The sequence below is a fragment of the Paenochrobactrum pullorum genome, from assembly GCF_041929845.1.
GTDB classification, from domain to species: Bacteria; Pseudomonadota; Alphaproteobacteria; order Rhizobiales; family Rhizobiaceae; genus Paenochrobactrum; species Paenochrobactrum pullorum.
In genome coordinates this window covers 19,900-44,049 of sequence record NZ_JBHEEH010000007.1, presented here as the reverse complement: position 1 = coordinate 44,049, position 24,150 = coordinate 19,900, and the positions used below count along the sequence as shown (strand labels likewise).

Genomic DNA, 24,150 nt, shown 5'->3' with positions numbered 1-24,150 from the left:
AAATTGCAAATGGCTATTGGTAAACTCTATATCGGGCGTAAAATTCGTGAATTGCGCGATGCGCATAAATCCACGCAGAGTAAGTTTGCCGAGCGTATTGGCATTTCAACCAGCTATCTCAATCAGATTGAGAATAATCAGCGTCCTGTTTCGGCGTCAGTCTTGGTAGCATTGGCTGAAAAATTCGAAATCAATATTTCTGAATTGTCTTCTGGCGAAGGTGATCGTTTGCTTTCGGCTTTGTCTGAAGCGCTGAATGATCCGATTTTTGACAATCTCAATATGACGGCACAGGAATTAAAACTCGTCAGCCAAAGTGCGCCCAATATGGCCCATGCGTTGATCCGTGCGCATCAGGGATTTCGTCGCAATAGTGAGCAGTTGGCATCTTTGAGCGACAGTTTGGGACGCAGTGCTTCATTGGCTGAAACCACGCCTTTTGAAGAAGTGCGCGACTTTTTTCATTTCGTCGATAATTATATTCATGCACTCGATATTGAGGCTGAAAAATTATCGCAAGAATTGCAGCTTGAAAATAGTGATCGCCGGTATACGCAGCTTTGCCAATTCTTAGAACAAAAACATCAAATTCATGTGGTGAGTGACAAGGATAGCGGGGAGGTGCTGCGCCAGTTTGATCCGCTGACTTCCACTTTGTGTATGAACCCTTATGCCGCCCCTTCAACCCGTGACTTTCAGCTTGGGCTTCAGATTGCGCAGGTTCATGCCAGCGAGCTGATCGACAATATTGCAAAAAATGCAAATTTTCGCACGCATGAAGCTTTTGAAATTTGCAAAATTGGCTTACAGAACTATTTCGCTGGTGCGCTTTTGCTGCCCTATAGTTTTTTTCATAGTATGGCAGCAGAGTTGCGCCATGATCTGGAATTATTGTCAGTGCGCTTTGGCGCCAGTCTCGAGCAAATTTGCCATCGGTTGAGCACTTTGCAGCGGCCGGGTTTAAAAGGTGTGCCGGTGTTTTTTGCCCGTGTGGACCGCGCCGGTAATATTACCAAGCGCCACAGCGCGGCGCGTTTGCAATTTGCCCGTTTTGGTTCGGCCTGTCCGTTGTGGAATGTGCATGAAGCTTTTGAAACCCATGACCGTATTATTCGCCAATTAGCGGAAACGCCGGATGGTGCGCGTTATCTTTGCTTGGCGACACAAATTTCGAAGGGTACAGGCGGTTTCAGCCGCCCGCAGCAGCGTTATGCTTTGGCTTTTGGTTGCGAGATTTCTTACGCGCATACATTTATTTATTCGGATGATCTGGATTTATCGGCGCGTGCGAGCTTTACACCGATCGGCGTTTCATGCCGCATTTGTGAACGTACGCAATGCCCGCAACGGGCTGTGCCGCCTTTGATGCAAAAAATTCATGTCGATCATAATAGTAGAGCGACATTGCCATATTCGATTGCAAAATCTTGAGCGGTGCTTCAGCGGAGAAAACTAAGACGCCCTTGTTGCATTTTCTGTTCAATCCAATGGCGCTCGGCATCCCATGCATGGCGCTTCCAGCCTTCCCATGTGAAGCCGCAAATACGGATGTCCCATTCGTTCGCATCATGAGTTTGCAGCATATACCATATGCCTAAAAATCCGGTGCTAGGAAAAAGTTTCTTCATATCTTTTTCAGCAATACCGAGCTCCGCACAAGCTTGCATGTAAAATTGTGGAGACATGATACGGATGTCTTTATAAAGGCCAATAATATCAATAGTTTGATGTGTCCAATCCTCACGTCTGCCTTTCAGGCGTGATAGGATATTTGGCTGCGGATGATATTTTTCAATAATGCTTGGATGATAAGGTAACAGTATTTCTTTTGCCGCTTTGAAAATCGGCGATTGAATGAAATGAGGTTCCTGCAAACGCTTTTGCATGGGTTTGCTGGTGGCTGCAACCATCAAGAGGTCAGTTTTTGTCCCCCCTAGATTGACAGGATGTGCAGCGTCATTGAAGCGCACTACGTAATTCGTTCTGTCGATCATATCGGATAGACCCGTGACAAGCGGAGCATTGCCAACGAGAACCATAGTTTTTTTCATTATTGTTTTGCTTCTTATTTCATAATTCAATGTGTTTTATGAAAACAAAACAATATGACGGTAAGACGAAGTTTGAAATCACTTTTTTGTCATTAACAGTTATTAATGTAATATTAAGTGAGTGCTTTGCATGAATTTGTCATGCTGGTGTCATGAGCTGATTACATTTGTAGGCTAATTAGGTCTGATTATAATCAGCAGCAGTAATATAAAGCGCCCGATGATTTCCGCGACCTAGCTATTGAGACGGTTTTAGTAAGGCATGCAAACGCGTTAACGCAAAAGCTTTGATACAGCATTTAAACCATGATGAATGAAATAAGCTTTTATCATCCTTGCACCGGTCGACTTTCAAACTGCCACCTATTAAACCTATTCACGCACGAATTGGCAGAACTAAATTTCCCGCGCTGTGTTGCAGAAGAGGCCTGTATTAATAATGCAGAATGAGAATCCCAAAGGTTGTTTCATTGCGGTTATAGGTCCAAGCGGTGCCGGCAAAGATACCATTATGGATGCTGCCCGTGAAGAGCTGAAAGATGATGATCGCTTTCATTTTGTTCGTCGTATTATTACGCGTCCACAAATGGCCGGGACCGAAGATCACGACAGCATGGATGAAACAGCCTTTGCAAAGGCACTTGAAAAAGGTGCTTTTGCGTTGCATTGGCAGGCGCATGGTTTGCATTATGCTTTGCCGCGCTCGCTGGAACAGGAAATTGGTGAGGGAGCCATTGTGATTGCCAATGTTTCACGCCGTGTTCTTGATAATATTCGTGCAGCTTATCCACGTCGTTCGATTGTGATGATAACGGCGCGGCCTGATGTGTTGGCTAATCGTTTAGCCAGCCGTGGTCGTGAAACGGAGCAGGAAATAGCGGCGCGCCTGTCGCGCGAAGTTGTTTTTGATAATGCTGCGGATGATGTTGTGAAAATCGACAATTCAGACGATGTCACGACAGCTATTGAAGCTTTTTTACGTCATTTGAGAGACGTCAAACACAAATCATAAAATGCGTTTTAATGGTTAAATTATCGATGACTCCGCCTTATCAGCTTGATTGATATGGCCGTGAAAATTTGAAGTGCGATAACCGAAAAATATGTGACGCCTATGATCTCACGGGCGTCACATATTTTTTTTAAAACTTATTTATACGCTGTGACAACGATTTCGATCAGGCAGGTATCGCCCAGATCAGCAACGCCGACTGTGGCGCGGGTTGGTAGGTTTTCCGGTGCAACCCATTCTTTCCAGACCTTATCCATTTCAGGTTTCAGATTAAGGTCGGTTACGAAAATAGTTGCAGACAAAAGTTTGGTTTTGTCGGTACCGGCTTCGGCCAGATATTTGTCGATCTTTGCCAGCGTTTCGCGGGTCTGACCAGCCATATCGAGGCTTTCATCATCGCAAGTGGTGCCACCAAGATAAACAATTCCGTTATGCTCGACAACGCGATGCATGATTGGTGTTTGTAAATGACGTGTTGCCATTGAAATAGTCCTTTCAAATTACTGTGGTAAGGGGGTGGGATGGTGTTGTTCGTCGGGCTCGTGGCCTGTGACGGCAACCACCGCAGCACTGCGCTGGGGCAATGCTGCAATTTCTCTTAGACTTACTGGTTTGATAGGGGCGCGCAGCCGATAAGTGCCAACCTCGGCAGGGCTGATATCGCGTGCATCAGCGATCATTTCGCTGACGGTCTGGCCGCATAAACGTCCCTGACAAGGCCCCATACCGCAACGCACGAATGTTTTGAGCTGGTTTGGGCCTGCAATATCAAACGCGATTAAATCACGCAGTTTTCCGGCGCTCACTTCTTCGCAACGACAGACAATCGTGTCATTGTCGGCCGGTACGCGGAAAGCTTGGGCGGGTTTATAAAAAAGATCAAGGAATTTGCGTCCGCGCAGATATTTCTGGCGCTGTTTTTGTAAAAGCGATCTCTTGGCTTTTGCCTGTTCCGGAGAGATAAGTTCGAGGTCTTCCAGTATTGTGATGGCAGCAAGACGACCTGCCACACTTGAAGCTTGCGCGCCGCCAATACCTGCACCATCTCCGGCCATTAATAGACCAGGTTTTGTGGTGCGTTGAAAGGCATCAAGCATTGGCTGAAAACTGCGCTGATCTTCGTTCCATTCCAAATCACAACCGGCAGCACTGGTCAGATTGATATTAGGGATAACGCCGTGGTGCAAAAGCACATAGTCGATATCAAGTGTTTCTTGCGTTTTATGGTGGGTAAAACGGATGCGTTCGGCTTTGTCTTTGCCTTCAATGCGTAAAGCTGCAACATGGTTGACCACGCGGATATTGCGGCGCACTTTCAAAAGCAGCGACAGCCCTTTGGCGAAATAAGGCGAGGCTAAAAATCCGCCGATATAGGGCAGGGCAGTTTTAAGATTACTGCGCGGTGTGGTATCCAGAATGGCAGTAATCTTGACGCCTGCATCAAGCAATTGTGCGGCGAAAAGATAAAGCAAAGGCCCTGAACCGGCCAGAACCACTCGCCCTTTCGGGGCAATGCCTGCGGATTTTAAAGCGATCTGTCCTGCGCCAATTGTCATGACACCGGGTAATGTCCAGCCTGTAATTGGCATAGGCCTTTCAATCGCACCGGTTGCCAGAATAACTTTCTTGGCATTGATCATCTGTGCCTGAGCTTTAAATGAGACACCGATCATGGCTGTTGAGCGAACGTCATCGTTGCCGTAAGGCTCCAAACTCCATACTGTGGCACCGGCTGCATAATGAACCGAGCTTTTGGCAAACTCATGGGCGATTTCGCGTCCGGACCAGTAATCTTTGCCTAAGAAATGATGAGTCTTTTCAGAGATTTTGGTGATGGAGCGGTAAATCTGGCCGCCGACGGCATTATTTTCATCGAGCACCAAAATGCGCGCACCGCTGTGTCCGGCTTCAATCGCGGCACTCATGCCCGCAGGGCCGGCGCCAATGATGACCAGATCATAAAGTGGCAGAAAATCAGTTGCTGAATCTAAAGAGATGATGCTCATAATGGGGTGTCGCTCCCGATGCGACGTGCACCTTGCTGGCTTTTGACAACCATGCCGTCGTAAACTTCTGTCATGCAGCTTTGACGGTTTTGCACATCGTCAATAGTGACCAGACATTCAAAGCAAACGCCCATCATGCAATAGGGAGCGCGCGGTTCACCGCCCACAACACTGGTACGAAAGCGGTTGACGCCTTGGCTTAACAATGCGGCTGCGACACTAATGCCCTTTGTGACTTTTAATATTTGGCCGTCAAATTGAATGGAAACGGTTTCATCAGATTTAATCAGTGACTGAAACATGAAACCTCCGTGCAGAAAATGGTTTGAGATTATCATCCAGACGTCCGGCAGCAATTTGGGGCGCGACGATCAATGTATGATTGGAAGCTAGCGTGACGCCGGAATGGCAGGTGACGACAAATGCACCGGGGCAGGTTTCTGATTGTTGATAAATCGGCATGCCATCCTTGGATTTCACCCGAAAGCCCGCCCAGCTTCTGACAATATTGACATCAGCCAAGTGCGGAAAAATGCGGATTGCCCGATTGGCTAAAACGGCAGAAATGTCCTGATTGGTCATGAGGGCGGCTGAGTGGGTTTCTTCACTGTCGCCGATCATCACTCCGCCTTCATCAGCTTGCCGGATGGTTGCTGCAGTATAATCAAAAAAAGGTGCACATTTTTCTGTAACCAGAATTTGGCCTTTGCTGCGAACAAGCGGCACATGCAGGCCGACCATCGGTGCAAGCATGGTATTGTTGACACCAGCAGCTAATATGAGTTTGCGCGTTCGCATTTGCCCCCATATACCGGTGAGGATAAACCCGTTTTTGTCGGGGGTAATTTGCGTAACATCGTGATGCGAACGATAATCAACACCTGATTTGAGCAATGCAGTATGAAGTGCACGCAAGAGGCGCAGTGAATTGACGTGACCATCGGCAGTTGAATAAACAGAACCGACAACATCGGGCCCGATTGCCGGTAACATGGCGCGGGTTGCCGCATGATCAAGAACCTGATAATCAGGAGCACCTTCGCCTACTTCACGCGCCACTCTTGCGGCTTCATCGTGCCATTGCTGAAGTTCGGCATCGGACAAAGCAAAAGAAAAACCGCCTTTCTGGCTCAAACTGACATCAATGCCGGTAGTGGCCAAAAGATCGGAAGCAAGTTGCGGCCAATTTTGGGCCGCTTGTTGTGACCAGCGGGCATAATCAGGCTTGCCGACACCTTTGCCCTGCACCCAGATAAGTGCAAAATTGGCACGGGAGGCACGAAGTGCCAGATCTTCGCCATCAAGCACGACAGTTTGCACACTTGCACGTGTCAAACCCCAGGCAATAGATGCCCCGACAAGTCCGCCGCCAATGACAACGGCCTCTTGTTCTGAAATTGATGCCATGTTTATTTTCCCGTCGTGCCTGCCTGATCTTTATTGTTCAATGCTGCAATCGTGCTTTAAAGACATAGGGCAGAGCACCGGTGCAGCTATTGCTGTACCGGTTATTTTATTGAATTATTCGCGTGGGCTGACGTCCACTTTGAACCATTTTTCGGAGAGGTTTTTAATGGTGCCGTCAGCAATTGCTGCTTTGATGGCCTCATCAAACTGACCTTTAAGTTCGCTATCATCTTTACGCAGACCAATACCGATCATGCCGAAGATTTTGCCTGAGAAAAGCGGGCCGGAAAGCTCGGCACCTTTCATGTCGTCTTTTTCAAGTGCTGCGGCCAAAACAGTGGCATTGGCCAGCACGGCATCAATACGACCGCTCATCAGATCAAAATTATGCTCTTCGGTTGTTTTATATTCGCGCACATCCGCTTTATCTTTCAGGTAGGTTTCCATGAAAGATGAGGCGGTTGTTGAACCCTGAACACCGACTGGTTTGCCATTGAGCTTGGAGCCGATTTCTTCAATCAGGGCTTTGGCTTTTTCCGGTTCACTATCGATGGAAATGGATTCTCCGGTGCCCGGCAATTTGGCCAGGTCGCTATCGGAAAGCGCTGCAAAACTATTGATGGCCGCTGCATAAGGTGCCGAGAAAGCAATAACTTCTTCACGCTTTGGCGTAATGCTCATTGCAGCCATGATGGCATCATATTTTCCGGCGGTCAGCGATGGAATAAGACCATCCCAGTTCTGTGCGGTGACTTCACATTTGACGTCCATGCGGGCGCAAAGATCTTTGATAAGATCCATTTCAAAACCCATCAATGTGCCGTTTGGCCCGGAAAAGCTCCACGGCGCATATGCGCCCTCAGTAGCAATACGCACGGTTTTTTCCTGAGCATTGGCACCGCCCAGCGCAATCATGGATACTGCAAAAGCTGTGACCAGTGATTTCATATTCATTTTTTACCCCTAAATTGACCCTTAATGATGATATGCACGTTAAGAAGACGATATGCGTATTTTATAATTCGCTGCGGGAGATAAACTGGCGCAGACGCTCAGAGTGCGGATTGCTGAAGACTTCCTGCGAGGAGCCTTCTTCTTCAATGACGCCTTGATGAAGGAATACAACGCGGTTGGAAACCTCGCGTGCAAAGCTCATTTCATGGGTTACAACCAACATGGTGCGCCCTTCGGCTGCCAGATCACGCATGACTTTCAAAACTTCACCAACCAGTTCAGGATCAAGCGCTGACGTGGGCTCGTCAAACAACATAATATGCGGACGCATAGCCAGTGCGCGGGCAATGGCGGCACGTTGTTGCTGACCGCCCGACAAATGTGCCGGATAATGATTGCGCTTATCAGCAATGCCAACCCTTTCAAGCAGGCTTTCAGCCTCGGCAATACACTCTTTACGGTTGCGTTTTTGAACGTGAACGGGTGCTTCGATCAGATTTTCTAAAATGGTTAAATGTGACCAGAGATTGAAGGACTGAAACACCATTGCTGCTTCTGCACGCAAACGACGCAATTGGTTGGCATCGCTCAAGCGGGATGGTTTGCCTATTTCATGATGCAACTTATAGGCTTCACCATTGATGGAGACACTGCCGGCAGACGGGATTTCCAGCATATTGATGCAACGTAACAGGGTCGATTTTCCTGAACCCGATGAACCTAAAATCGAGATGACATCGCCTTCATAGGCTTTGAGTGAAATCCCGTGCAGAACTTCCTGATCACCATAGTTTTTGCGAATGGCATTCAACTCAACGGCGGGTACAGACGTGTTATTGAGCATGTTGTTCACCGTTGTTTTGCAAGGTGGAGGGACGTGAACGAGGGGTGCGACGTTCCGGAGAGGTCATATATTCCACGACGGCAAAAATACGTGCGACCACGAAATTCAATGTCAGATAGATAATACCTGCACAAATGAAGATTTCCACCGGACGATAACTTGCAGAGATAAGTTTGGCGGCAAGCCCTGTCACTTCCATCATGGTGATAGTCGAGGCAAGAGCGGTGGATTTAATCATCAGGATCACTTCATTGGAATATCCGGGCAGCATCTGGCGCAAGCTTTGCGGCCAGATAATACGGCGGAAAACTTGCCAATGCGACATGCCATAAGCGCGTCCGGCTTCAATTTGTCCGGCAGGTACGGAAAGCAGACCGCCGCGGATAATTTCAGCACTATAGGCGGCGGTATTGAGCGCCAATGCTAGAACGGCACACCAGTAAGCTTCCCGTAAATATGGCCAGAGAAAGCTTTGGCGCAATGCTGGAAACTGGCTCATGCCATAATAAATGATATAAATTTGCACCAAAAGAGGTGTGCCGCGAAAGACAAAAATATAAGCGCGTGCCGGCAGATCAAGCCACCATTGGCCGCTGATACGCATGACTGCCAGCAAAAAGGCAAAAACAGCACCTGCCGTTACCGACAAGACCGTGAGCTGCAAGGTCAGAGGCAAACCGGTTAAAAGGGTTTTGAACGAGTTCCACAGAAAAGGGATGTCAAGCAGTGTCATGCTGCTCTCCTTATGCCGCGCATGGCGCGTTTTTCAGCAGAGCGAAAGATAAGGCCGGAGACAAATGTAATCAGCAGATAAAGAGCCGCAGCGGTGAGAAAGAAGCTGAATGGTTGACGCGTTGAACCGGAGCCGATTTGCGCCTGGCGCATCAGTTCGACAAGGCCGATGACTGATATGAGTGCGGATTCTTTCAAAACAAGCTGCCAGACATTGCCGATACCTGGAATGGCAAAACGAGCGGCTTGCGGCAAAATAATGCGGCGGAAGCACAAGAAAGACGACATACCATAGGCTTTGGCGGCTTCGATTTCTCCCTTATTGAGCGCCAGAATGGCACCGCGGAAAACTTCTGTTTGATAAGCTCCGGAAACAATGCCGATTGCAAGTGCACCAATGAGAAAAATCGGCGCGCTGATAAAACCTTCGACGGCAAATAAAGAACCGATACTGGTGATTAGTGCACTGGAGCCAAAATAGAAAAGATAAATCACCAGAAGATCGGGAATGCCGCGTAAAACGGTTGTATAAAATTCGCCACTATAACGCAGTGCGCGAAAACCGGAAAATTTGGCCGCGGCACCCAGACATCCCAAAATACTGCCGATAAAAAACCCGCTTAAAGCAACAGCTATAGTGACGCCTGTAGCTTTGAGCATGTCAAAACCCCAGCCATTCTCACCAAAGCCCATAAGCTGGACATAATTTTCTATTCCGTTCACCCTTAAGATGCCTTTTCGACGGCTCCCAATCAGCGAATTGGGTAGCAAATTGGATAAATACCCTTCGCTTTATCTTTTTTATAGAAAATGCATAGAAGAGAGTATAGCGTCAAATTCGAAATATATGCTCAAGAATAACAAGATATTATGGGGCAGGCTGTGAATTTACGTCAGGTTGAAGCATTCAGAGCAGTTATGAAAACCGGACAGATGACAGTTGCAGCTGAGTTGATGTCGATCACGCAGCCTGCTGTCAGCCGTTTGATCAAAGATTTCGAACGCGCGACTGCGCTCAAATTATTTGAGCGCCGCGGCAATCAGATTACACCGACACAAGAAGCTGTGACACTGATGAAAGAAGTGGAACGTGCTTTTATCGGCTTGTCACGTATTGCGCATGTGGCAGAAGAAATCAGCCGGCATTCGGCAGGTCGCTTGCGTATAGCAGCCATGCCAGCGCTTGGTAACGGGATTTTGCCACGTTTTCTGGCGGGTTTTTTACGTGACAAACCTAATGTGCAAGCGTCTCTTAATGCCATCCCGTCGTCGATGGTGATTGAAGCAGTGGCATCAGGTCAGGCCGATATCGGCTATGCCGACAGTCCGCTTGAGCGCCCCGGTTTTTCGATTGACAACTATTCCTATCCGGCTGTTGTGGCAATGCCGGCCCATCACAGACTGGCTGAAAAAGCGATTATCGAACCTGCCGATCTGGCCTATGAACGTATGATAACGCTGGAGCCAGGAACTATATTTGCCATGCGTGTGGAGGTGGCGCTTGCCAGTATTCCGCGTTCTGCTTCAATTGAAACGCGGCTTTCTCATACGGCACTTAATCTTGTGGCGTCCGATGCAGGTATCACTATTATTGATCCGACATCCGCAAGCGAGTTTAAGGATCGCGGCGTGGTGCTGCGTCCGTTCAGCGAGTTTATTGAAGCTGGTTTTCTTGTGTTGGAGCCGGAAGATAAGACCGCCTCCGCTTTGAGCGCAACTTTTAAACAGGAATTTGCAGCTTATCATGACAAAATTATAGCAGGACAGAATATTTGATCGGCCTTTGAAATTGTTATTATATGATGGGAAAAGATTAGTTTTCGGGCGCATTAAACGCTTGTCCCCCTGCTTTATTCATAGCTGATTCCGATATGAGTAAATGCTATATGAGAATTTTTTTGCTTAAAATTACGTTTTTATGAGAAAAAGATTTGCTTCACACCCAATATTTAGGCGTGCATACCCCTCTTTTTTGCTGATTGTCGGTTAAGTTCAATTTGTGCTGCCGTGCGTTTTTGGATGAATGTACGCACCAGCGTTCCCCCGCCAGTTTGAGGTCTGAGGAATATATGAAATCAACTGTCAATTTTAAAAATAGTTGACAGTCGGTTATGACGATGACAGGTTATTTGAAAAATGAATAAACAGTGTTGCTTTATCCATAAAACAACTAATACCATGCAGCGGGACGCAGTGCTGGTAATTGGTTTGCAAACGGATACGAAAACACTGTCAGGGGAATAAAATGAACAAATCTGCTTTGGATATCGTGAGCTTATGGCTTGCGGGTGATGCTGAAACACCGCCTTTTGAGGCGCTGACTGCGCGTAAAGATGTGTTTGAAATGACACGTCAGGCGCAGCTAGCTGTGCTGACACCGGCCGATGGCGGTGCATGGTCGCACGCTTTGCGCGCAGCGCTTGCAGCCCGTATCGCCACCGCAAACAATAATCCTTATCTGGCCAATATTTACGCCAAAGCTGCTGCTGGCTCACCTCATGCCGCTCTTGCAGCGGTTGATTATGTGCCGTCTGAGCTGGTTGAGCAGAAGGTCGTGGCCTTCATGGATAAGGTGGCCAATAACACCAAAGCTATTGCTGCCGAAGATATTTCCGTGCTGCAACAAGCCGGCATAGCGGATGCGGATATTGTGCGCTTATGTGAATTGAATGCTTTCCTTGCCTATCAGATCCGTGTGGCTGCAGGTCTTGCATCATTGATCGAAGGGGAGCAGGCATAATGAGCGAAGTTATTCATAAATTTACCAAGACCGTGCCGGAATGGCGTCCGCGTGTGAAGCCGGTTGTGCTGGCAGAAGCTTCGCCCGAACAGCTTGATGCATTGAAAGTAACGCCTTCCAACACCAAAGTTTCAGATTATGTGCTGGTTCTTGCGCATGATCCGGAAAGCCTCAATGTTCGCTCGCCGCTTTTTAACACGGTGATGTATGGCAAAGGTGGTTTGGGCCGCGCGGAACGTGAATTAGGCGCACTTGGTGCCTCTGTCGTCAACCAGTGCATTTATTGTGCCGCCGTTCATGCGCAACGTCATGCACAGCTCAGCCGTGATGAAAGCGTGACTGATAAGCTTTTCCTGGAAGGTGAAAAAGCGAAGCTTGATCCGAAAAACCAAGCGATTTTTGATTTTGCGCTGAAACTTTCGCAATTCCCGCCCAAAACAGATGGTGCTGACGCACAGCGTTTGCAGGATGCTGGCCTGAACAAAGAAGAAGCCGTTGATCTGGTGCTCTCGACAGCCATGTTTGGTTGGGCAAACCGCCTGATGCATGTGTTGGGCGATCCGGTCAAATAAACATTTAAACGCTGTTTTTATTCGAGCATTCGCTGCCCCTAAACCGGCAGACAGGGAGAATTTATGCGTAATTTAAAGGCTTTGGAGGCCTATCTGGAAGTGGCAACTTTGGGCAGCGTAACGGCTGCAGCCAAAAGATTGCAACTTTCACAGCCTTCCGTCAGCCGCATCATTCAGGATCTGGAGCGCGAGCTGGGACAAAAGCTTTTTGTCCGTGTTGGCCAGCGTCTGGTACTGACGCAACAAGGCATGTTGTTGCGCGATGATGTGGAACGCGCATTGGCAGGTGTTGCCGAAGTTTGGGAACGGGCGCAGGAGGTGGCGAATTTAAGAACCCGTCCGGTGCGTATTTCCTGCATTTCAGCTTTGGCTTTTGGTTTGGTGCCCCATGCTTGGGCGTCGTTGAACCAGACCATTGGTGTTGAAGGTGGTAAACGCATCACTATTCAAACCGATACACCGGAACGGGTACGCAGCTTTGTGCTGTCCCATGATGCCGATATCGGCGCGACATCATTGCCATTACAACATCGTGACCAGACCACCCATTGGTTTGGCTGCGCGCCTTGCGTTTTGGCTGTGCGTTCGGATGATCCGTTGGCCAAAGAAACCGGCGGCTTGCCACTTTCGGTTATTAAAAGCCGCACATTGGTGGAAATGTCGAATGTGCGGGGGCTTCCGGCTCGCATCCGTCAGACATTGAAAAGCCATAAAATTGAAACGGGTGGTCGTATTCGTACCAACTCGACCATGAATGCATTGGCACTGATCCGTGCCGGTGCGGGCGGGCCTTGCGGCACAGTTGGTATTGTTGAGCCAGTGACCTCTGCGGGGACACCGATGGACGGGATTACATTGCTGCCGTTGGAGCTTGATATTCCTTATTGCTTTGGCGTCATCAGCCATAATGGCGTGCAACTGGGTGAAACGGCTTTGGAGCTGATTTCTGCCCTCGAACAAGCCGCACATAAACTTGTTCCCGGTTTCAAAAATTATTCGCCTGAAGAACATCAATCGCTGATTACCCAGCTTGCATTGCTGGAGGACTGATTATGAAAAATTTTCCATCATCCCTTGAAGAATTAGATCAACTGGTTGCCCGCGATCTCGAATATCTGACGATCCCTGCCAAAGAGTGGGTGCCGGTCAAACAAGTTGAAGGTCAGACATTGCTGGATGTGGCGGTGATTGGCGGCGGCATGGCGGGTTTGTCTGCGGCGGCATCGCTCAAACATTTAGGCATCCGCGCTGTTATTTTTGACGCGCGGCCAAAAGGTTTTGAAGGTCCTTGGGCAACAACAGCCCGCATGGAAACTTTGCGCTCGCCTAAAAGCCTGACTGGCCCTGCTCTTGGCATTCCGTCCCTTACTTTCCGTGCTTGGTTTACTGCGCAGTTTGGCGAGACCAAATGGGAAGAACTGGATAAAATTCCGCGTCTGCAATGGATGGACTATCTGCGCTGGTTTCGTGATGTACTTGATGTGGAGGTGCGTAATGGTCACCGCATTACACTCATCAAACCGCAGGTCGATTACACAGTTTTGGAAATGGAAACACCGGAAGGCAGCCGCACCATATTCGCGCGTCATGTGGTGCTTGCCACAGGGCGTGATGGTTTGGGCGGGCCTTATGTGCCGGACATTATCCGCAATCTGCCACGTCATTTTTGGGCTCATTCTTCGGATGAATATGATTATAGCACTTTGAGAGGCAAAAACATTGCCGTGATCGGTGCTGGTGCCTCTGCAATGGATAGTGCAGGAACAGCGCTGGAGGCGGGCGCTGCACGCGTTGATCTGCTTATTCGCCGCAAGGATATTCCGCGCATCAACCGCGGCAAGGGTATGGGTAATCCGGGCTCTGTCTATGGTATGCAGAATCTGGATGGCCGCGCAAAATTAGCCATTTACAGCTATGTCGGTGCCGAACAAGTACCGCCTCCGCGCGCCAGTGTTTTGCGTGTCAGCCGTCATAAAAACGCATTTTTCCAGCTAGGCGCATCGCTTGATAAAATTACCGTCGAAGGTGACAAGATTGAAATTACCACGCCGAAAGGCCGTCGCCAGTTTGATTTTGTCATTGCTTCAACCGGTTTCCAGATTGATTGGCGTCAAAAAGCGTTTTTGTCGGAAATTGCCAGCAAAGCCCGCACTTGGGAAGAGCGCTTGGCGCCGCTCAGCGGCAATGAAGACCGCTCGCTAATCGAAGCGCCTGATTTGGGGCCTGCATTCGAATTTTTGCCGAAATCGGGTGTTGAAGCCGAAGGTCTCTCGCGCATTCATTGCTTCTGCTATCCGGCGATGATGTCTCATGGCGGCGTGTCGGGCGATATTCCGTCGATCAGTGAAGGGGCGCAGCGTTTGTCACAAGGCATTGTTGCAACGCTTTATCATGAGGATATTGAGCAGCATTTTGCCAATGCGCGCAGCTATGACGAACCGGAGGTTTTCGGCGACGAATGGACGGAAGCAGATAATTATAATCAAACTGATCTTGAGGAGCTGGCATGAATTTTACTGTCTGGCTCATCAAACGATTAGCTCAGGCCGCTGTTGTGCTGCTGATTATGTCGGTAGTTGTTTTTCTTGGGCTGCATATGGTCGGTAATCCGGCAGATATTCTGTTGGCACCGGATGCAACCCAAGTTGATCGTGCAGAGCTCATTGAACGTCTCGGCCTCGACCTGCCGGTCTGGCAGCAATATTGGCTGTTTTTGAAAAGCGCGTTGCAGGGCGATCTGGGCAATAGTTTTGTCTATAATACGCCTGCCGTGATCCTCATCTTGCAACGCATGCCTGCCACCTTGGAACTGGCCGTATTGGCCATGATTTTTGCGGTGTTCATCGGTATTCCGCTTGGTCTTTTCGCAGGAATGAAACCTGAAAATCCATTTGCCAAATTAATCACTACGGGAAGTATTTTAGGCTTTTCTTTGCCAACGTTTTGGGTTGGCTTGCTGCTGATTATGACATTCAGTGTTTCGCTTGGGCTGTTGCCTGCCAGCGGACGCGGTACAACAGTGCGCTTTTTCGGTGTTGAGTGGTCATTTCTGACCCTTGATGGTCTGCGTCATATGTTGTTGCCTGCCATCAATCTGGCGATGTTTAAAGTGTCGCTGGTGATCCGCCTGACCAATGCCGGTGTGCGCGAGGTGAAATCGCTTGATTATGTGCGGTTTGCCCGTGCCAAAGGTCTGTCGCCTTTTCGTATCGTGCGCCGTCATATTTTGCGCAATGTGATGATCCCTCTCGTTACTGTGCTTGGCATTGAATTTGGTTCGACCGTTGCTTTTGCAGTGGTAACTGAAAATATTTTCTCGTGGCCTGGTGCCGGTAAACTCATTCTCGACAGTATCAATGCGCTCGACCGCCCTGTGGTTGTTGCCTATCTGATGGTGGTGGTGACGCTGTTTGTGACGATCAACCTTGTAGTCGATATTCTTTACCGTGTGCTTGATCCTCGCGTTAGAACGGAGGCTGCGGCATGACCTTGGCTCTCGCAAAACCCCCACGCTCTCCGGTTGCGGAAAATATCCGGATGTTCTTGCGCTCGCCGCTGGCAGTCTTTGGTCTTGTGCTTTGTGTGCTGATTGCACTGGCTGCTATTTTTGCGCCCTTTATCGCGCCGCAAGACCCATATGACATGATGGCAATCGACGTCATGGATGCGCGTCTTGCGCCGGGTGAAACCAACATGAATGAAGGTTACACCTATCTGCTCGGCACGGACGGGCAGGGGCGCGATCTGTTTTCCGCCATCCTATATGGCTTACGTACCAGTCTGGTGGTTGGCATCGGATCTGCTACCATCGCCGGCGTCATTGGTATCGTGCTCGGGCTGATTGCAGCCTATGCCGGTGGCAAAACCGATGCGCTTTTGATGCGTCTTGTTGATCTGGTCATGTCGCTTCCGTCCATTTTGGTGGCACTGTTGATGCTGGCCTTTTTTGGGCGTGGTGTCGGCAATGTGGTGATCACATTGGTATTGCTTGAATGGGCTTATTATGCCCGTACCGCCCGTGGTCAGGCGATGGTCGAAAGCCAGCGCGATTATGTGGAATCTGCCCGTGGTCTCGGTCTTTCGCCGATCAGAATTTTGCTTGGTCATATTTTGCCAAACTGCATGCCGCCCTTGCTGGTTATTGGCACATTGCAGATTGCGCGCGCCATTACCTTGGAAGCAACACTAAGCTTTTTGGGGCTTGGTGTGCCGGTGACGGAGCCGTCACTTGGTCTTCTCGTTTCCAATGGTTTTCAATATATGCTGTCGGGTGATTACTGGATCAGTTTTTTCCCAGGTTTGGCATTGCTGATCTCTATTGTGGCGATCAATCTCGTGGCCGACCGCCTGCGTGATGTGTTTAATCCGAGGGCTTTATCATGAGTGATCTCTTGCTGGATGTACGCAATCTGTGCACGCGATTTTACACACAAACCGGTGTTCTTCATGCAGTGGAAGATGTTTCTTTCACCTTGCGCGCAGGTCAAACTATGGGGCTGGTGGGTGAATCGGGTTCAGGTAAGTCTGTCACTGGTTTTTCCGTGCTGGGATTGGTTGATCGTCCGGGACGTATTGTTTCGGGTGAAGTGCGCTTTAAAGGCGAAGACATTACCAAATATTCCAAAAAACAACTTCGGCATTTGCAGGGAAACCGCATTGCGATGGTGTTTCAGGATCCGATGATGACGCTCAATCCGGTGTTGCGTATCTCGGAGCAAATGATCGAAGCCTTACAGGCGCATGAGAAAATCTCTTATGCCGATGCCCGTATTCGTGCGCGTGATGTGTTGGGTGCTACAGGGGTTCCAAGCCCTGAAAGCCGTCTGGATGCCTATCCGCATCAATTGTCGGGCGGTATGCGCCAGCGTGTGGCACTTGCTATTGCGATGCTCAACAAGCCGGATTTGATTATTGCCGATGAGCCGACAACGGCTCTTGATGTGTCGATCCAGTCGCAAATTTTGGCTGAAGTGCAAGGGCTCGTTAAAGCCACCAATATGGCGCTGATCTGGATTACCCATGATTTGTCTGTCGTTGCAGGCATAGCGGATACATTATCTGTCATGTATGCTGGGCGCATTGTTGAAACCGGCAATGTTGGCGATGTGCTGGATGATCCGCGCCATCCTTATACCCACGGGCTGATCGGTAGTCTGCCGGGCAATGCGGAGCCGGGCACACGATTGCAGCAAATTCCGGGCTTGGCACCGAATATGTTCCAGCCGCCAAAGGGTTGCGCATTTGCGGCACGTTGCGGCTACGCGACAGAGGCTTGCCAAGTGCAGCCGGAATTTACCGGCTCGGATCATCATCGTTATCGTTGCTTCCATCCGGTTGGTGGCGTGCCTGCGATGAATAACAGCATGCAGGAGTTGCGGCCATGAGTGAAAACATGAATGCAAAAACGCCTGAAATCTCCAGCAGCGAGCAACCAATCGTTCTGCAAATGCAGAATATTGAAAAACGCTTTGGCGGTGGTGGTTCTGCTTTGACTGATCGGATGGGGCTCACACGTCCGCGTCCTGTTGTGCATGCGTTGGACGGGGTGAATGTAACCATTCGCGCCGGTGAATTTGTTGGACTGGTGGGTGAGTCCGGTTCTGGAAAATCCACTCTTGGCCGTATTGCTGCGGGTTTGATGAGGCCGAGCAGCGGCGAGGTCAAAGTCTATGGCAAAGAACCATCACGCGAGAATAAAACGCATCTTGATGTGCAGATGATCTTTCAGGATCCGCAGGCAAGCCTCAATCCGCGCAAGCGTATTGATAAAGCAATCGGCGAAGCACCACTGGTGCATGGTCTGACCAGCCGCGCGGAATTTGATGATTATGTCAGCCGGCAATTGCAGCGTGTCGGGCTTGATCCAGCTATTCGCACGCGCTTTCCGCATCAGTTTTCCGGCGGGCAGCGTCAGCGTATCAGTATTGCGCGCGCATTGTCGCTCAATCCGCGTTTTTTGGTTTGTGATGAATCCATTGCTGCACTGGACGTTTCCATTCAGGCACAAATCCTCAATCTGTTTATGGATTTGCGCAAAGAACTGGATTTGACCTATCTATTTATCAGCCATGATTTGCGTGCAGTGCGCCATGTTTGCGACCGTGTATTGATAATGTATCTGGGCCGGGTGGTGGAAGATGCACCAGCGAAGGAATTCTTTGCCCGTCCCAACCATCCTTATACCAAAATGTTGCTTTCCGAAGTGCCTGATCTGGCGCAGCGCAGCAAATCCTATTCGGCGATCAAGGGCGAAATTCCAAGCCCGATCAACCCGCCGAAAGGCTGCCATTTCCATCCGCGCTGTCCGATGGCTTTTGACCGTTGCCGTGTTGAGCGTCCTGCACTGCAAACAGTGGGCGAAAAGCACGTCAGCGCCTGTCATCTCAATGATACCCCCCAATCCCCTAGTCCTATGGCTCAACTGGAGTTAAACGCATGAAAAATTTGTTCAGTGCCCTTGCAATGACGACCTTTTTATTTTCTGCCAGTGCAATGGCAGAAGATTTGCGCATCGGTTTTGCCGATCCGCTTTCTTCAATTGACCCGCAATTGAACAACCATGCGGGTGATCACTCTGTTGCCCAGCATTTCTGGCATCCGTTGACCGGTAAAGACGTGGTCAATATGCAGCCAGGCGTTGCTAAATCGTGGCGCAATGTCGACCCGCTGACATGGGAATTTACATTGCATGAAAATGCCGTTTGGTCGGATGGTCAGCCGATTGTTGCGGAAGATGTGGCTTTTTCCTATGAACGCGCCCGTGATGTTCCGGGCAGTGTTGCAACCGTTAAAGGTTTTATCCGCACCGTTGATAAAGTGGAAATTGTCGATGATCATCACCTTATCATCAAGACCACTGTGCCTGATCCTTTGCTACCGGTGACACTCTCCAGCCTTTATATCGTCAGTAAGCATGTCGGTGAAAAATCAACCACCGAAGATTACAACAGCGGCAAGGCGATGGTGACCAATGGGCCATACAATTATGCAGGCTACACACCGGGTGACCGCGTGTTGATGAAACGCAATGATGCCTATTGGGGCGACAAGCCTGAATGGGAAAATGTCACTTATCGCTTCATCAATAATGGCCCTGCACGTACTGCTGCATTGCTTGCTAAAGATGTGGACGTGATTGATAAAGTATCAGTTGCCGATATTGCCAAGCTGGAAAAATCAGACGGCGTTAAGGTTTATGCTTATCCGGGCTTGCGCGCGCTGATCATGCAGCCAAGCTTTAATCCGGAGCCTTCAAAATATATCACCGACAAAGCCGGAAATCCTTTGAAGGAAAATCCGCTTTTGAACCAGAAAGTGCGTGAAGCACTGAATGTGGCAATCAATCGTGATGGCCTCATCAGCCGCATCATGCAAAATGGTGCAACGGCGGCTAATCAGTGGATGCCTGAAGGTACATTCGGCTATGATCCGGACACCAAAGACATCCCGTTCGATGCCGCAAAAGCCAAAGAATTATTGGCAGAAGCCGGCTATCCGGATGGTTTCAAACTGACCATTCACGTGCCAAGCGACCGTTATCCGCAAGGTCCTGAAACCGCGCAGGCTTTGGCGCAGTTCTGGACACGCGTCGGCGTTGAAACAAAGGTCGAAGTTGTACCCTTTTCAGTTTACTCGGGCAGCGCCAATAAAGGCGAATATGCCATGACCATGATTGGTTGGGGCAATGGTACCGGTGAAGGTACCTATGCGATGACCTCCATTCTGGCAACACCTGATAAAGAAAAAGGCTTAGGCGCTTCCAATTGGGGTAACTATAGCAGCGCTGAATTTGACAAAGCACTGGCTGATGTCACTTCAGAGTTTGACAATGCCAAACGTGAGGAAATCATTCGCGACGCCGTTAAAATCGTGGCCAAAGATGTCGGCATCATTCCGCTGTTCCACTACAAAAACATCTGGGCAGCGCGCGATGATCTCAATGTTGTGCCTTGGAACAGTGACCGCACCGTTGCCATGCAGGTCAGCAAAATCAAAGCTGACTAAGGAAAAGCATAATGTTGAAAATATCAGTTGAACCAGAGGTTGCGCTGATTGATGTGGAGCGCCGGATTATTATATCCGGCGCAACGCCTCTGGCCAAAATCACGATTCAGAGCCTGACCAATCGTGCAGGCTTTGACTGGACAAGCGAAGCCGTTTTTGAAGCGGATGCGCAAGGCACTGTTGATCTCACCCGTGATGCACCGCTTACGGGTGATTATCAGGGCGTGTCGGCGATGGGGCTGATCTGGTCGCAGCATCATGGCCGCGAAGGCATGCTGCCGCAGTTCAATAAAGATCTTTCGCAGCCGCTCGAAACCAAAATCAGCGCATATGATGGTGGTGAAAGCGCTGATGCGCGTCTCATTCAAACATTAATGGCGGACGGTGTCACGCGCGAAGAGGTACGGGTCAATGGCCTTGTCGGCACGCTTTACCGTGCGGCCGGTGACAAACCAGCTCCTGCTGTCATGATCATGAATGGCTCGGGCGGCGGCATTAATGAACCACGCGCAGCTCTTTATGCGTCTCGTGGTTATCATGCTTTGGCACTTGGTTATTTTGGTGCGGAAGGCTTGCCGAAATATATTTCCAACACCCCGTTGGAATATTTTGAAGAAGGTCTTGATTGGCTGCGTGAAGCCGTCAAACCGAAGGATGATTTTGTTGCGATCAGCGGCCAGTCACGCGGCGGCGAACTTGTCTTGCTGCTGGGCGCAACCTTTCCTGAAAAAGTGTCGGCCGTTATTGGCTATGTTCCAAGTGCTTTTGTGCATGGCGGACAGGCCGCAGCTGATCCTGCTTTGGGGCGCGATGGTCCATGCTGGCTTTATCAGGGCAAACCGCTGACCCATATCTGGGATAATAACCGTTTTGCCAGCTGGAAGCCTTATGATGACGGCGAGCAGCCGCGCCGCAACAGCCTTGCCATGCGCACCGCATTGGCTGATCCGGAGGCAATGCGTATTGCACGTATTCCGGTTGAGAAAATTGCAGGCCCGGTCATGCTGATTTCCGGTGGTGATGATGGCGCATGGCCGTCAGATTATTATTCTCTGCTGGTGCAATCGAGCTTGCTGGCCGCTCAACATGCTTTTCCAGTGGAATGGTATAATCTGCCGGAAGCAGGCCATTCGATCCTGTTTCCTTATGTGCCTGCGACACAGATCGTCCACGCGCATCCGGTCAACGGCAATCTGACGACAATGGGCGGAGATGCCAAGCATAATGCACAAGCCAATGAAGGTTCATGGCAGGCAGTATTACAGTTCCTGCAACAAGCAACGGCTGATAAAAACTAAATGGAAAAAATCATTCAGGCCGTTTTTTAAGTTATAGACGGCCTGAATGTTAATAATCATGACATTCAGGCGTGTTCGGAAATGGTTTTGGCCGCTGTTTGCAGCAGCAGCCCGAAATTATTGCTGAATTCCTCTTCTGTCCATTCCTGCAAATTACCAGCCACATGGATGGCGCCAACGGGTATTCCTTTGGCATCGGTAATTGCTGCACCCATAGCAATTTCGTGGTTTAAAAGTTGTCGCAATAAAATGGAATGACCGCGTTTTCGTGTTGCGTTCACATACTGCATGACACCGTCGAGATCACGCAAAGTATGTTGGGTAAAAGGTGTTAAGTCAGAGCGGCCGACAATGTCTGCAATCTTTTCATCGGGCAAGCGGGCAAGCACGGCGATGCCGCCCGCGGTGCAATAGGTCGGCACTGTATTGCCGACGATGGTCGCATTGAATGTTTCGTGTTTGGATGGCATACGCAAGGCATAAATCACCCGTACATCATCAAAAAGTGAGAGATCCACACGCTCCCTGACCCGTCGTCTAAGCTGCAATAGAACCGGATTGGCCCGTTGCAACATGGGATTGAGGCGCAAGAGGTCATGGGTCATGTCCAACACGCGCATGCCGGGCAGATAACCGCGATCTTCAGGGTCGCGGCTTAGCATGTCGAGTTTCATCAATGAGTGAATAATGCGTTGCGCTGCACTGCGGTCAATGCCTGCCTCAGCAGCCACCTGAGACAGTGACAAAGGATGGCGGGCATTTTGAAACGCCATCATAACGGCCACTGTTCTTGCAACCGAGCGCAAAAACAATGGGTCATCTTTGAAAGCATCCGCATCTTCGGGGCTGAATGTCGATATACCGCGTAGGTCTCTAAATCTGTTCATGTGCAAAACCATTAATGCAGATTCATTGATTGACAAGTATCAAAATTATCACTTAGGATTAAAAACAATACAAGTGTATCGCTAAGAGATACACCATGTGTCTGAGGGGACACTTATAAAAAACGGAGGAATATACGTGTCCAAACGCGTTGCTGTTGCCGGCTTCTTACATGAAACCAATACATTTGCAGCTAATCCTGCAAATATGGCGGCGTTTGAGCAGGGCGGTGGATATATTCCGCTGTCACGTGGGAAAGATATATTAAAAAATGCAGTCGATATTAATCTCGGCATTGCTGGCGCTTTAAAATATGCCAAAGAGGCAAGTTGGGACGTAGTGCCGATTTTATGGGCGGGCGCTATTCCGTCAGCGCCTGTTACAAAAGATGCCTATGAAACGATCGTGACCGAAATTATCGAAGGCTTACGTGATTGTGGCGATCTCGATGGTATTTTCATTGATTTGCATGGTGCAATGGTTGCCGAGCATATTGATGATGGTGAGGGCGAATTATTGGCGCGTGTACGCGCGGTGCGCCCGCATGAACCGCTTGCAGTTGCGCTTGATCTTCATGGCAATATTACCAAAAAAATGTTTGAACATGCGGATGTGATGGTGGGGTTTCGTACCTATCCGCATATTGATATGGCCGAGACAGGTTATCGTTCGGCAAAAGCGCTTGATGCACTGATGCTGAAGGGCAAAAATAACTGGCATAAAACAATGCGGCAAGGCGACTATCTGATACCCATTGCATGGCAGTGTACGGATGAACAGCCTGCTAAAAATCTTTATAACATGACGGACAATTTGCCTGCCGACGTGGAAACGGCCTCGCTTTTTATGGGCTTTCCGGCAGCCGATTTTGCGGAATGCGGTTCTTCCGTTTTTGCTTATGGCTGGAATGAGCAAGTCGTCAAACAACAAGCAGACATTATCGCCAAGGCACTGGTCGATGCCGAGTCTGCTTTTGCAGGTACAGCCTATAAGCCGGTGGAAGGCGTTAAAAAAGCCATGGAACTGGCTCAAAATGCCAGCCGTCCTATTGTGATTGCTGATACGCAAGATAATCCGGGCGCGGGCGGCAGTTCTGATACAACCGGCATGTTGCGGGCACTTGTTCAATGCGGAGCGGAACGAGCAGCCATTGGCTGTATTCATGATGCAGCTGCTGCAAAGGCTGCGCATGAAGCAGGTGAAGGAGAAGAGATTGAAATTTCACTCGGCGGTAAATCGGGCATTGAAGGTGACGAGCCTTTCATAGCGCGTTTTGTTGTCGAAAAATTATCAGACGGTAAAGCTCATGCAACTGGCCCTTATTACGGCGGGGCATGGCTGGATATGGGGTTGTCTGCCTGCTTGCGGCTGGGCGGTACCCGAATTGTCGTCACCACAAATCTGGCACAGATGGCCGATCGTGAACTTTATCGCATGGTCGGGATCGAGCCGGAACAACAGGCCATTTTGGTCAATAAAAGTTCGGTGCATTTTCGTGCAGATTTCGCGCCGATTGCAGAAAAACTACTGGTTTGCACAGCTCCGGGCGCCATGCCGCTCAGTCCTGCACAATTATCATGGAGAAAACTACGTTCAGGCCTTCGCCTTGAGCCGCTGGGAGCAGAATTCACGTCATAATAACAAT

General features: G+C 49.5%; 24 protein-coding genes. 14 read left to right on the top strand and 10 right to left on the bottom strand.

The genetic code is table 11. From position 1 onward, the window contains the following. Positions 1–9 precede the first annotated feature (9 nt). Positions 10–1,431 (top strand): helix-turn-helix domain-containing protein, encoded by a 1,422-nt coding sequence (locus JNC77_RS11375; protein WP_374832551.1) that lies wholly within the window; start codon positions 10–12, stop codon positions 1,429–1,431. A gap of 8 nt (positions 1,432–1,439) precedes the next feature. Here the strand turns inward: JNC77_RS11375 and JNC77_RS11370 are convergent, their stop codons facing one another. Next, positions 1,440–2,051: a glycosyltransferase family 29 protein gene (locus JNC77_RS11370; protein WP_374832729.1), complete on the bottom strand. Its 612-nt coding sequence runs from the start codon at positions 2,049–2,051 to the stop codon at positions 1,440–1,442. Positions 2,052–2,490: 439 nt separating this feature from the next. Between JNC77_RS11370 and phnN the strand changes: the two genes are divergently transcribed. After that, positions 2,491–3,063 carry a phosphonate metabolism protein/1,5-bisphosphokinase (PRPP-forming) PhnN gene (gene phnN, locus JNC77_RS11365; protein WP_374832549.1) on the top strand — a complete coding sequence of 191 codons (573 nt, stop codon included), beginning with the start codon at positions 2,491–2,493 and terminating at the stop codon, positions 3,061–3,063. 137 nt (positions 3,064–3,200) lie between these two features. Here the strand turns inward: phnN and JNC77_RS11360 are convergent, their stop codons facing one another. The 8 genes from JNC77_RS11360 to JNC77_RS11325 form a co-directional block, all read right to left on the bottom strand. Continuing rightward, positions 3,201–3,545: a RidA family protein gene (locus JNC77_RS11360; protein WP_374832547.1), complete on the bottom strand. Its 345-nt coding sequence runs from the start codon at positions 3,543–3,545 to the stop codon at positions 3,201–3,203. Between the two features lie 18 nt (positions 3,546–3,563). Then, on the bottom strand, positions 3,564–5,069 hold the full coding sequence (locus tag JNC77_RS11355; protein ID WP_374832545.1) for an FAD-dependent oxidoreductase: 1,506 nt from the start codon (positions 5,067–5,069) through the stop codon (positions 3,564–3,566). Further along, positions 5,066–5,371, bottom strand: coding sequence for a (2Fe-2S)-binding protein (locus JNC77_RS11350; RefSeq protein WP_374832543.1), 306 nt, complete (start codon positions 5,369–5,371; stop codon positions 5,066–5,068). Before JNC77_RS11350 ends, JNC77_RS11355 begins: the two co-directional genes overlap by 4 nt. Next, a complete protein-coding gene (locus JNC77_RS11345) occupies positions 5,352–6,476 on the bottom strand; it encodes an NAD(P)/FAD-dependent oxidoreductase (RefSeq protein ID WP_374832541.1) in 1,125 nt (374 codons plus the stop codon). The genes JNC77_RS11350 and JNC77_RS11345 overlap by 20 nt, the downstream gene beginning before the upstream one ends. A gap of 114 nt (positions 6,477–6,590) precedes the next feature. After that, positions 6,591–7,430 (bottom strand): lysine/arginine/ornithine ABC transporter substrate-binding protein, encoded by an 840-nt coding sequence (locus JNC77_RS11340; RefSeq protein WP_374832539.1) that lies wholly within the window; start codon positions 7,428–7,430, stop codon positions 6,591–6,593. A 61-nt stretch (positions 7,431–7,491) separates the two neighbouring features. After that, positions 7,492–8,274 (bottom strand): ABC transporter ATP-binding protein, encoded by a 783-nt coding sequence (locus JNC77_RS11335; RefSeq protein ID WP_374832537.1) that lies wholly within the window; start codon positions 8,272–8,274, stop codon positions 7,492–7,494. Continuing rightward, positions 8,264–9,007 carry an ABC transporter permease gene (locus JNC77_RS11330; RefSeq protein WP_374832535.1) on the bottom strand — a complete coding sequence of 248 codons (744 nt, stop codon included), beginning with the start codon at positions 9,005–9,007 and terminating at the stop codon, positions 8,264–8,266. Before JNC77_RS11330 ends, JNC77_RS11335 begins: the two co-directional genes overlap by 11 nt. Further along, entirely contained in the window at positions 9,004–9,699 is a 696-nt protein-coding gene (locus tag JNC77_RS11325; protein WP_374832727.1) for an ABC transporter permease, read from the bottom strand. The genes JNC77_RS11330 and JNC77_RS11325 overlap by 4 nt, the downstream gene beginning before the upstream one ends. 189 nt (positions 9,700–9,888) lie before the next feature. Here JNC77_RS11325 and JNC77_RS11320 point away from each other — a divergent pair, with 189 nt between their 5' ends. The 11 genes from JNC77_RS11320 (at position 9,889) to JNC77_RS11270 (ending at position 21,620) form a co-directional block, all read left to right on the top strand. Further along, the gene (locus tag JNC77_RS11320; protein WP_374832533.1) at positions 9,889–10,782 is read left to right on the top strand and encodes a LysR substrate-binding domain-containing protein; all 894 of its coding nucleotides are present in this window, start codon (positions 9,889–9,891) and stop codon (positions 10,780–10,782) included. A gap of 469 nt (positions 10,783–11,251) precedes the next feature. Continuing rightward, positions 11,252–11,746, top strand: coding sequence for a hypothetical protein (locus JNC77_RS11315; RefSeq protein ID WP_374832531.1), 495 nt, complete (start codon positions 11,252–11,254; stop codon positions 11,744–11,746). After that, on the top strand, positions 11,746–12,318 hold the full coding sequence (locus JNC77_RS11310) for a peroxidase-related enzyme (RefSeq protein WP_374832529.1): 573 nt from the start codon (positions 11,746–11,748) through the stop codon (positions 12,316–12,318). The genes JNC77_RS11315 and JNC77_RS11310 overlap by 1 nt, the downstream gene beginning before the upstream one ends. 63 nt (positions 12,319–12,381) lie before the next feature. Next, positions 12,382–13,368, top strand: a complete 987-nt coding sequence (locus tag JNC77_RS11305) for a LysR family transcriptional regulator (protein WP_374832527.1) — start codon at positions 12,382–12,384, stop codon at positions 13,366–13,368. Between the two features lie 2 nt (positions 13,369–13,370). Then, positions 13,371–14,828 carry an NAD(P)-binding domain-containing protein gene (locus tag JNC77_RS11300; RefSeq protein WP_374832525.1) on the top strand — a complete coding sequence of 486 codons (1,458 nt, stop codon included), beginning with the start codon at positions 13,371–13,373 and terminating at the stop codon, positions 14,826–14,828. Next, complete coding sequence (locus tag JNC77_RS11295; protein WP_374832523.1) at positions 14,825–15,805, top strand: ABC transporter permease; 981 nt, start codon at positions 14,825–14,827, stop codon at positions 15,803–15,805. Before JNC77_RS11300 ends, JNC77_RS11295 begins: the two co-directional genes overlap by 4 nt. Continuing rightward, positions 15,802–16,701, top strand: a complete 900-nt coding sequence (locus tag JNC77_RS11290) for an ABC transporter permease (RefSeq protein WP_374832521.1) — start codon at positions 15,802–15,804, stop codon at positions 16,699–16,701. The genes JNC77_RS11295 and JNC77_RS11290 overlap by 4 nt, the downstream gene beginning before the upstream one ends. After that, positions 16,698–17,702 (top strand): ABC transporter ATP-binding protein, encoded by a 1,005-nt coding sequence (locus JNC77_RS11285; RefSeq protein ID WP_374832519.1) that lies wholly within the window; start codon positions 16,698–16,700, stop codon positions 17,700–17,702. The genes JNC77_RS11290 and JNC77_RS11285 overlap by 4 nt, the downstream gene beginning before the upstream one ends. Then, positions 17,699–18,757, top strand: a complete 1,059-nt coding sequence (locus JNC77_RS11280; protein ID WP_374832517.1) for an ABC transporter ATP-binding protein — start codon at positions 17,699–17,701, stop codon at positions 18,755–18,757. Before JNC77_RS11285 ends, JNC77_RS11280 begins: the two co-directional genes overlap by 4 nt. Next, on the top strand, positions 18,754–20,322 hold the full coding sequence (locus tag JNC77_RS11275) for an ABC transporter substrate-binding protein (RefSeq protein WP_374832515.1): 1,569 nt from the start codon (positions 18,754–18,756) through the stop codon (positions 20,320–20,322). The genes JNC77_RS11280 and JNC77_RS11275 overlap by 4 nt, the downstream gene beginning before the upstream one ends. Before the next feature lie 11 nt (positions 20,323–20,333). Then, positions 20,334–21,620 (top strand): acyl-CoA thioesterase/bile acid-CoA:amino acid N-acyltransferase family protein, encoded by a 1,287-nt coding sequence (locus tag JNC77_RS11270; protein ID WP_374832513.1) that lies wholly within the window; start codon positions 20,334–20,336, stop codon positions 21,618–21,620. Positions 21,621–21,685: 65 nt separating this feature from the next. Here the strand turns inward: JNC77_RS11270 and JNC77_RS11265 are convergent, their stop codons facing one another. Then, positions 21,686–22,507 (bottom strand): IclR family transcriptional regulator, encoded by an 822-nt coding sequence (locus JNC77_RS11265; protein WP_374832511.1) that lies wholly within the window; start codon positions 22,505–22,507, stop codon positions 21,686–21,688. Between the two features lie 136 nt (positions 22,508–22,643). On the opposite strand from JNC77_RS11265, the gene JNC77_RS11260 reads away from it, so the two are divergent. After that, complete coding sequence (locus tag JNC77_RS11260; RefSeq protein ID WP_374832509.1) at positions 22,644–24,143, top strand: M81 family metallopeptidase; 1,500 nt, start codon at positions 22,644–22,646, stop codon at positions 24,141–24,143. The last annotated feature ends 7 nt before the right edge of the window (positions 24,144–24,150 follow it).

Coding starts and splice junctions, on each gene's coding strand:
- JNC77_RS11370 (WP_374832729.1), bottom strand. CDS start 2,051: ATGAAAAAAACTATGGTTCTCGTTGGCAATGCTCCGCTTGTCACGGGT.
- JNC77_RS11280 (WP_374832517.1), top strand. CDS start 17,699: ATGAGTGAAAACATGAATGCAAAAACGCCTGAAATCTCCAGCAGCGAG.
- JNC77_RS11270 (WP_374832513.1), top strand. CDS start 20,334: ATGTTGAAAATATCAGTTGAACCAGAGGTTGCGCTGATTGATGTGGAG.
- JNC77_RS11315 (WP_374832531.1), top strand. CDS start 11,252: ATGAACAAATCTGCTTTGGATATCGTGAGCTTATGGCTTGCGGGTGAT.
- JNC77_RS11290 (WP_374832521.1), top strand. CDS start 15,802: ATGACCTTGGCTCTCGCAAAACCCCCACGCTCTCCGGTTGCGGAAAAT.
- JNC77_RS11310 (WP_374832529.1), top strand. CDS start 11,746: ATGAGCGAAGTTATTCATAAATTTACCAAGACCGTGCCGGAATGGCGT.
- JNC77_RS11345 (WP_374832541.1), bottom strand. CDS start 6,476: ATGGCATCAATTTCAGAACAAGAGGCCGTTGTCATTGGCGGCGGACTT.
- JNC77_RS11355 (WP_374832545.1), bottom strand. CDS start 5,069: ATGAGCATCATCTCTTTAGATTCAGCAACTGATTTTCTGCCACTTTAT.
- JNC77_RS11285 (WP_374832519.1), top strand. CDS start 16,698: ATGAGTGATCTCTTGCTGGATGTACGCAATCTGTGCACGCGATTTTAC.
- JNC77_RS11330 (WP_374832535.1), bottom strand. CDS start 9,007: ATGACACTGCTTGACATCCCTTTTCTGTGGAACTCGTTCAAAACCCTT.
- JNC77_RS11295 (WP_374832523.1), top strand. CDS start 14,825: ATGAATTTTACTGTCTGGCTCATCAAACGATTAGCTCAGGCCGCTGTT.
- phnN (WP_374832549.1), top strand. CDS start 2,491: ATGCAGAATGAGAATCCCAAAGGTTGTTTCATTGCGGTTATAGGTCCA.
- JNC77_RS11335 (WP_374832537.1), bottom strand. CDS start 8,274: ATGCTCAATAACACGTCTGTACCCGCCGTTGAGTTGAATGCCATTCGC.
- JNC77_RS11275 (WP_374832515.1), top strand. CDS start 18,754: ATGAAAAATTTGTTCAGTGCCCTTGCAATGACGACCTTTTTATTTTCT.
- JNC77_RS11325 (WP_374832727.1), bottom strand. CDS start 9,699: ATGGGCTTTGGTGAGAATGGCTGGGGTTTTGACATGCTCAAAGCTACA.
- JNC77_RS11340 (WP_374832539.1), bottom strand. CDS start 7,430: ATGAATATGAAATCACTGGTCACAGCTTTTGCAGTATCCATGATTGCG.
- JNC77_RS11350 (WP_374832543.1), bottom strand. CDS start 5,371: ATGTTTCAGTCACTGATTAAATCTGATGAAACCGTTTCCATTCAATTT.
- JNC77_RS11305 (WP_374832527.1), top strand. CDS start 12,382: ATGCGTAATTTAAAGGCTTTGGAGGCCTATCTGGAAGTGGCAACTTTG.
- JNC77_RS11375 (WP_374832551.1), top strand. CDS start 10: ATGGCTATTGGTAAACTCTATATCGGGCGTAAAATTCGTGAATTGCGC.
- JNC77_RS11360 (WP_374832547.1), bottom strand. CDS start 3,545: ATGGCAACACGTCATTTACAAACACCAATCATGCATCGCGTTGTCGAG.
- JNC77_RS11265 (WP_374832511.1), bottom strand. CDS start 22,507: ATGAACAGATTTAGAGACCTACGCGGTATATCGACATTCAGCCCCGAA.
- JNC77_RS11300 (WP_374832525.1), top strand. CDS start 13,371: ATGAAAAATTTTCCATCATCCCTTGAAGAATTAGATCAACTGGTTGCC.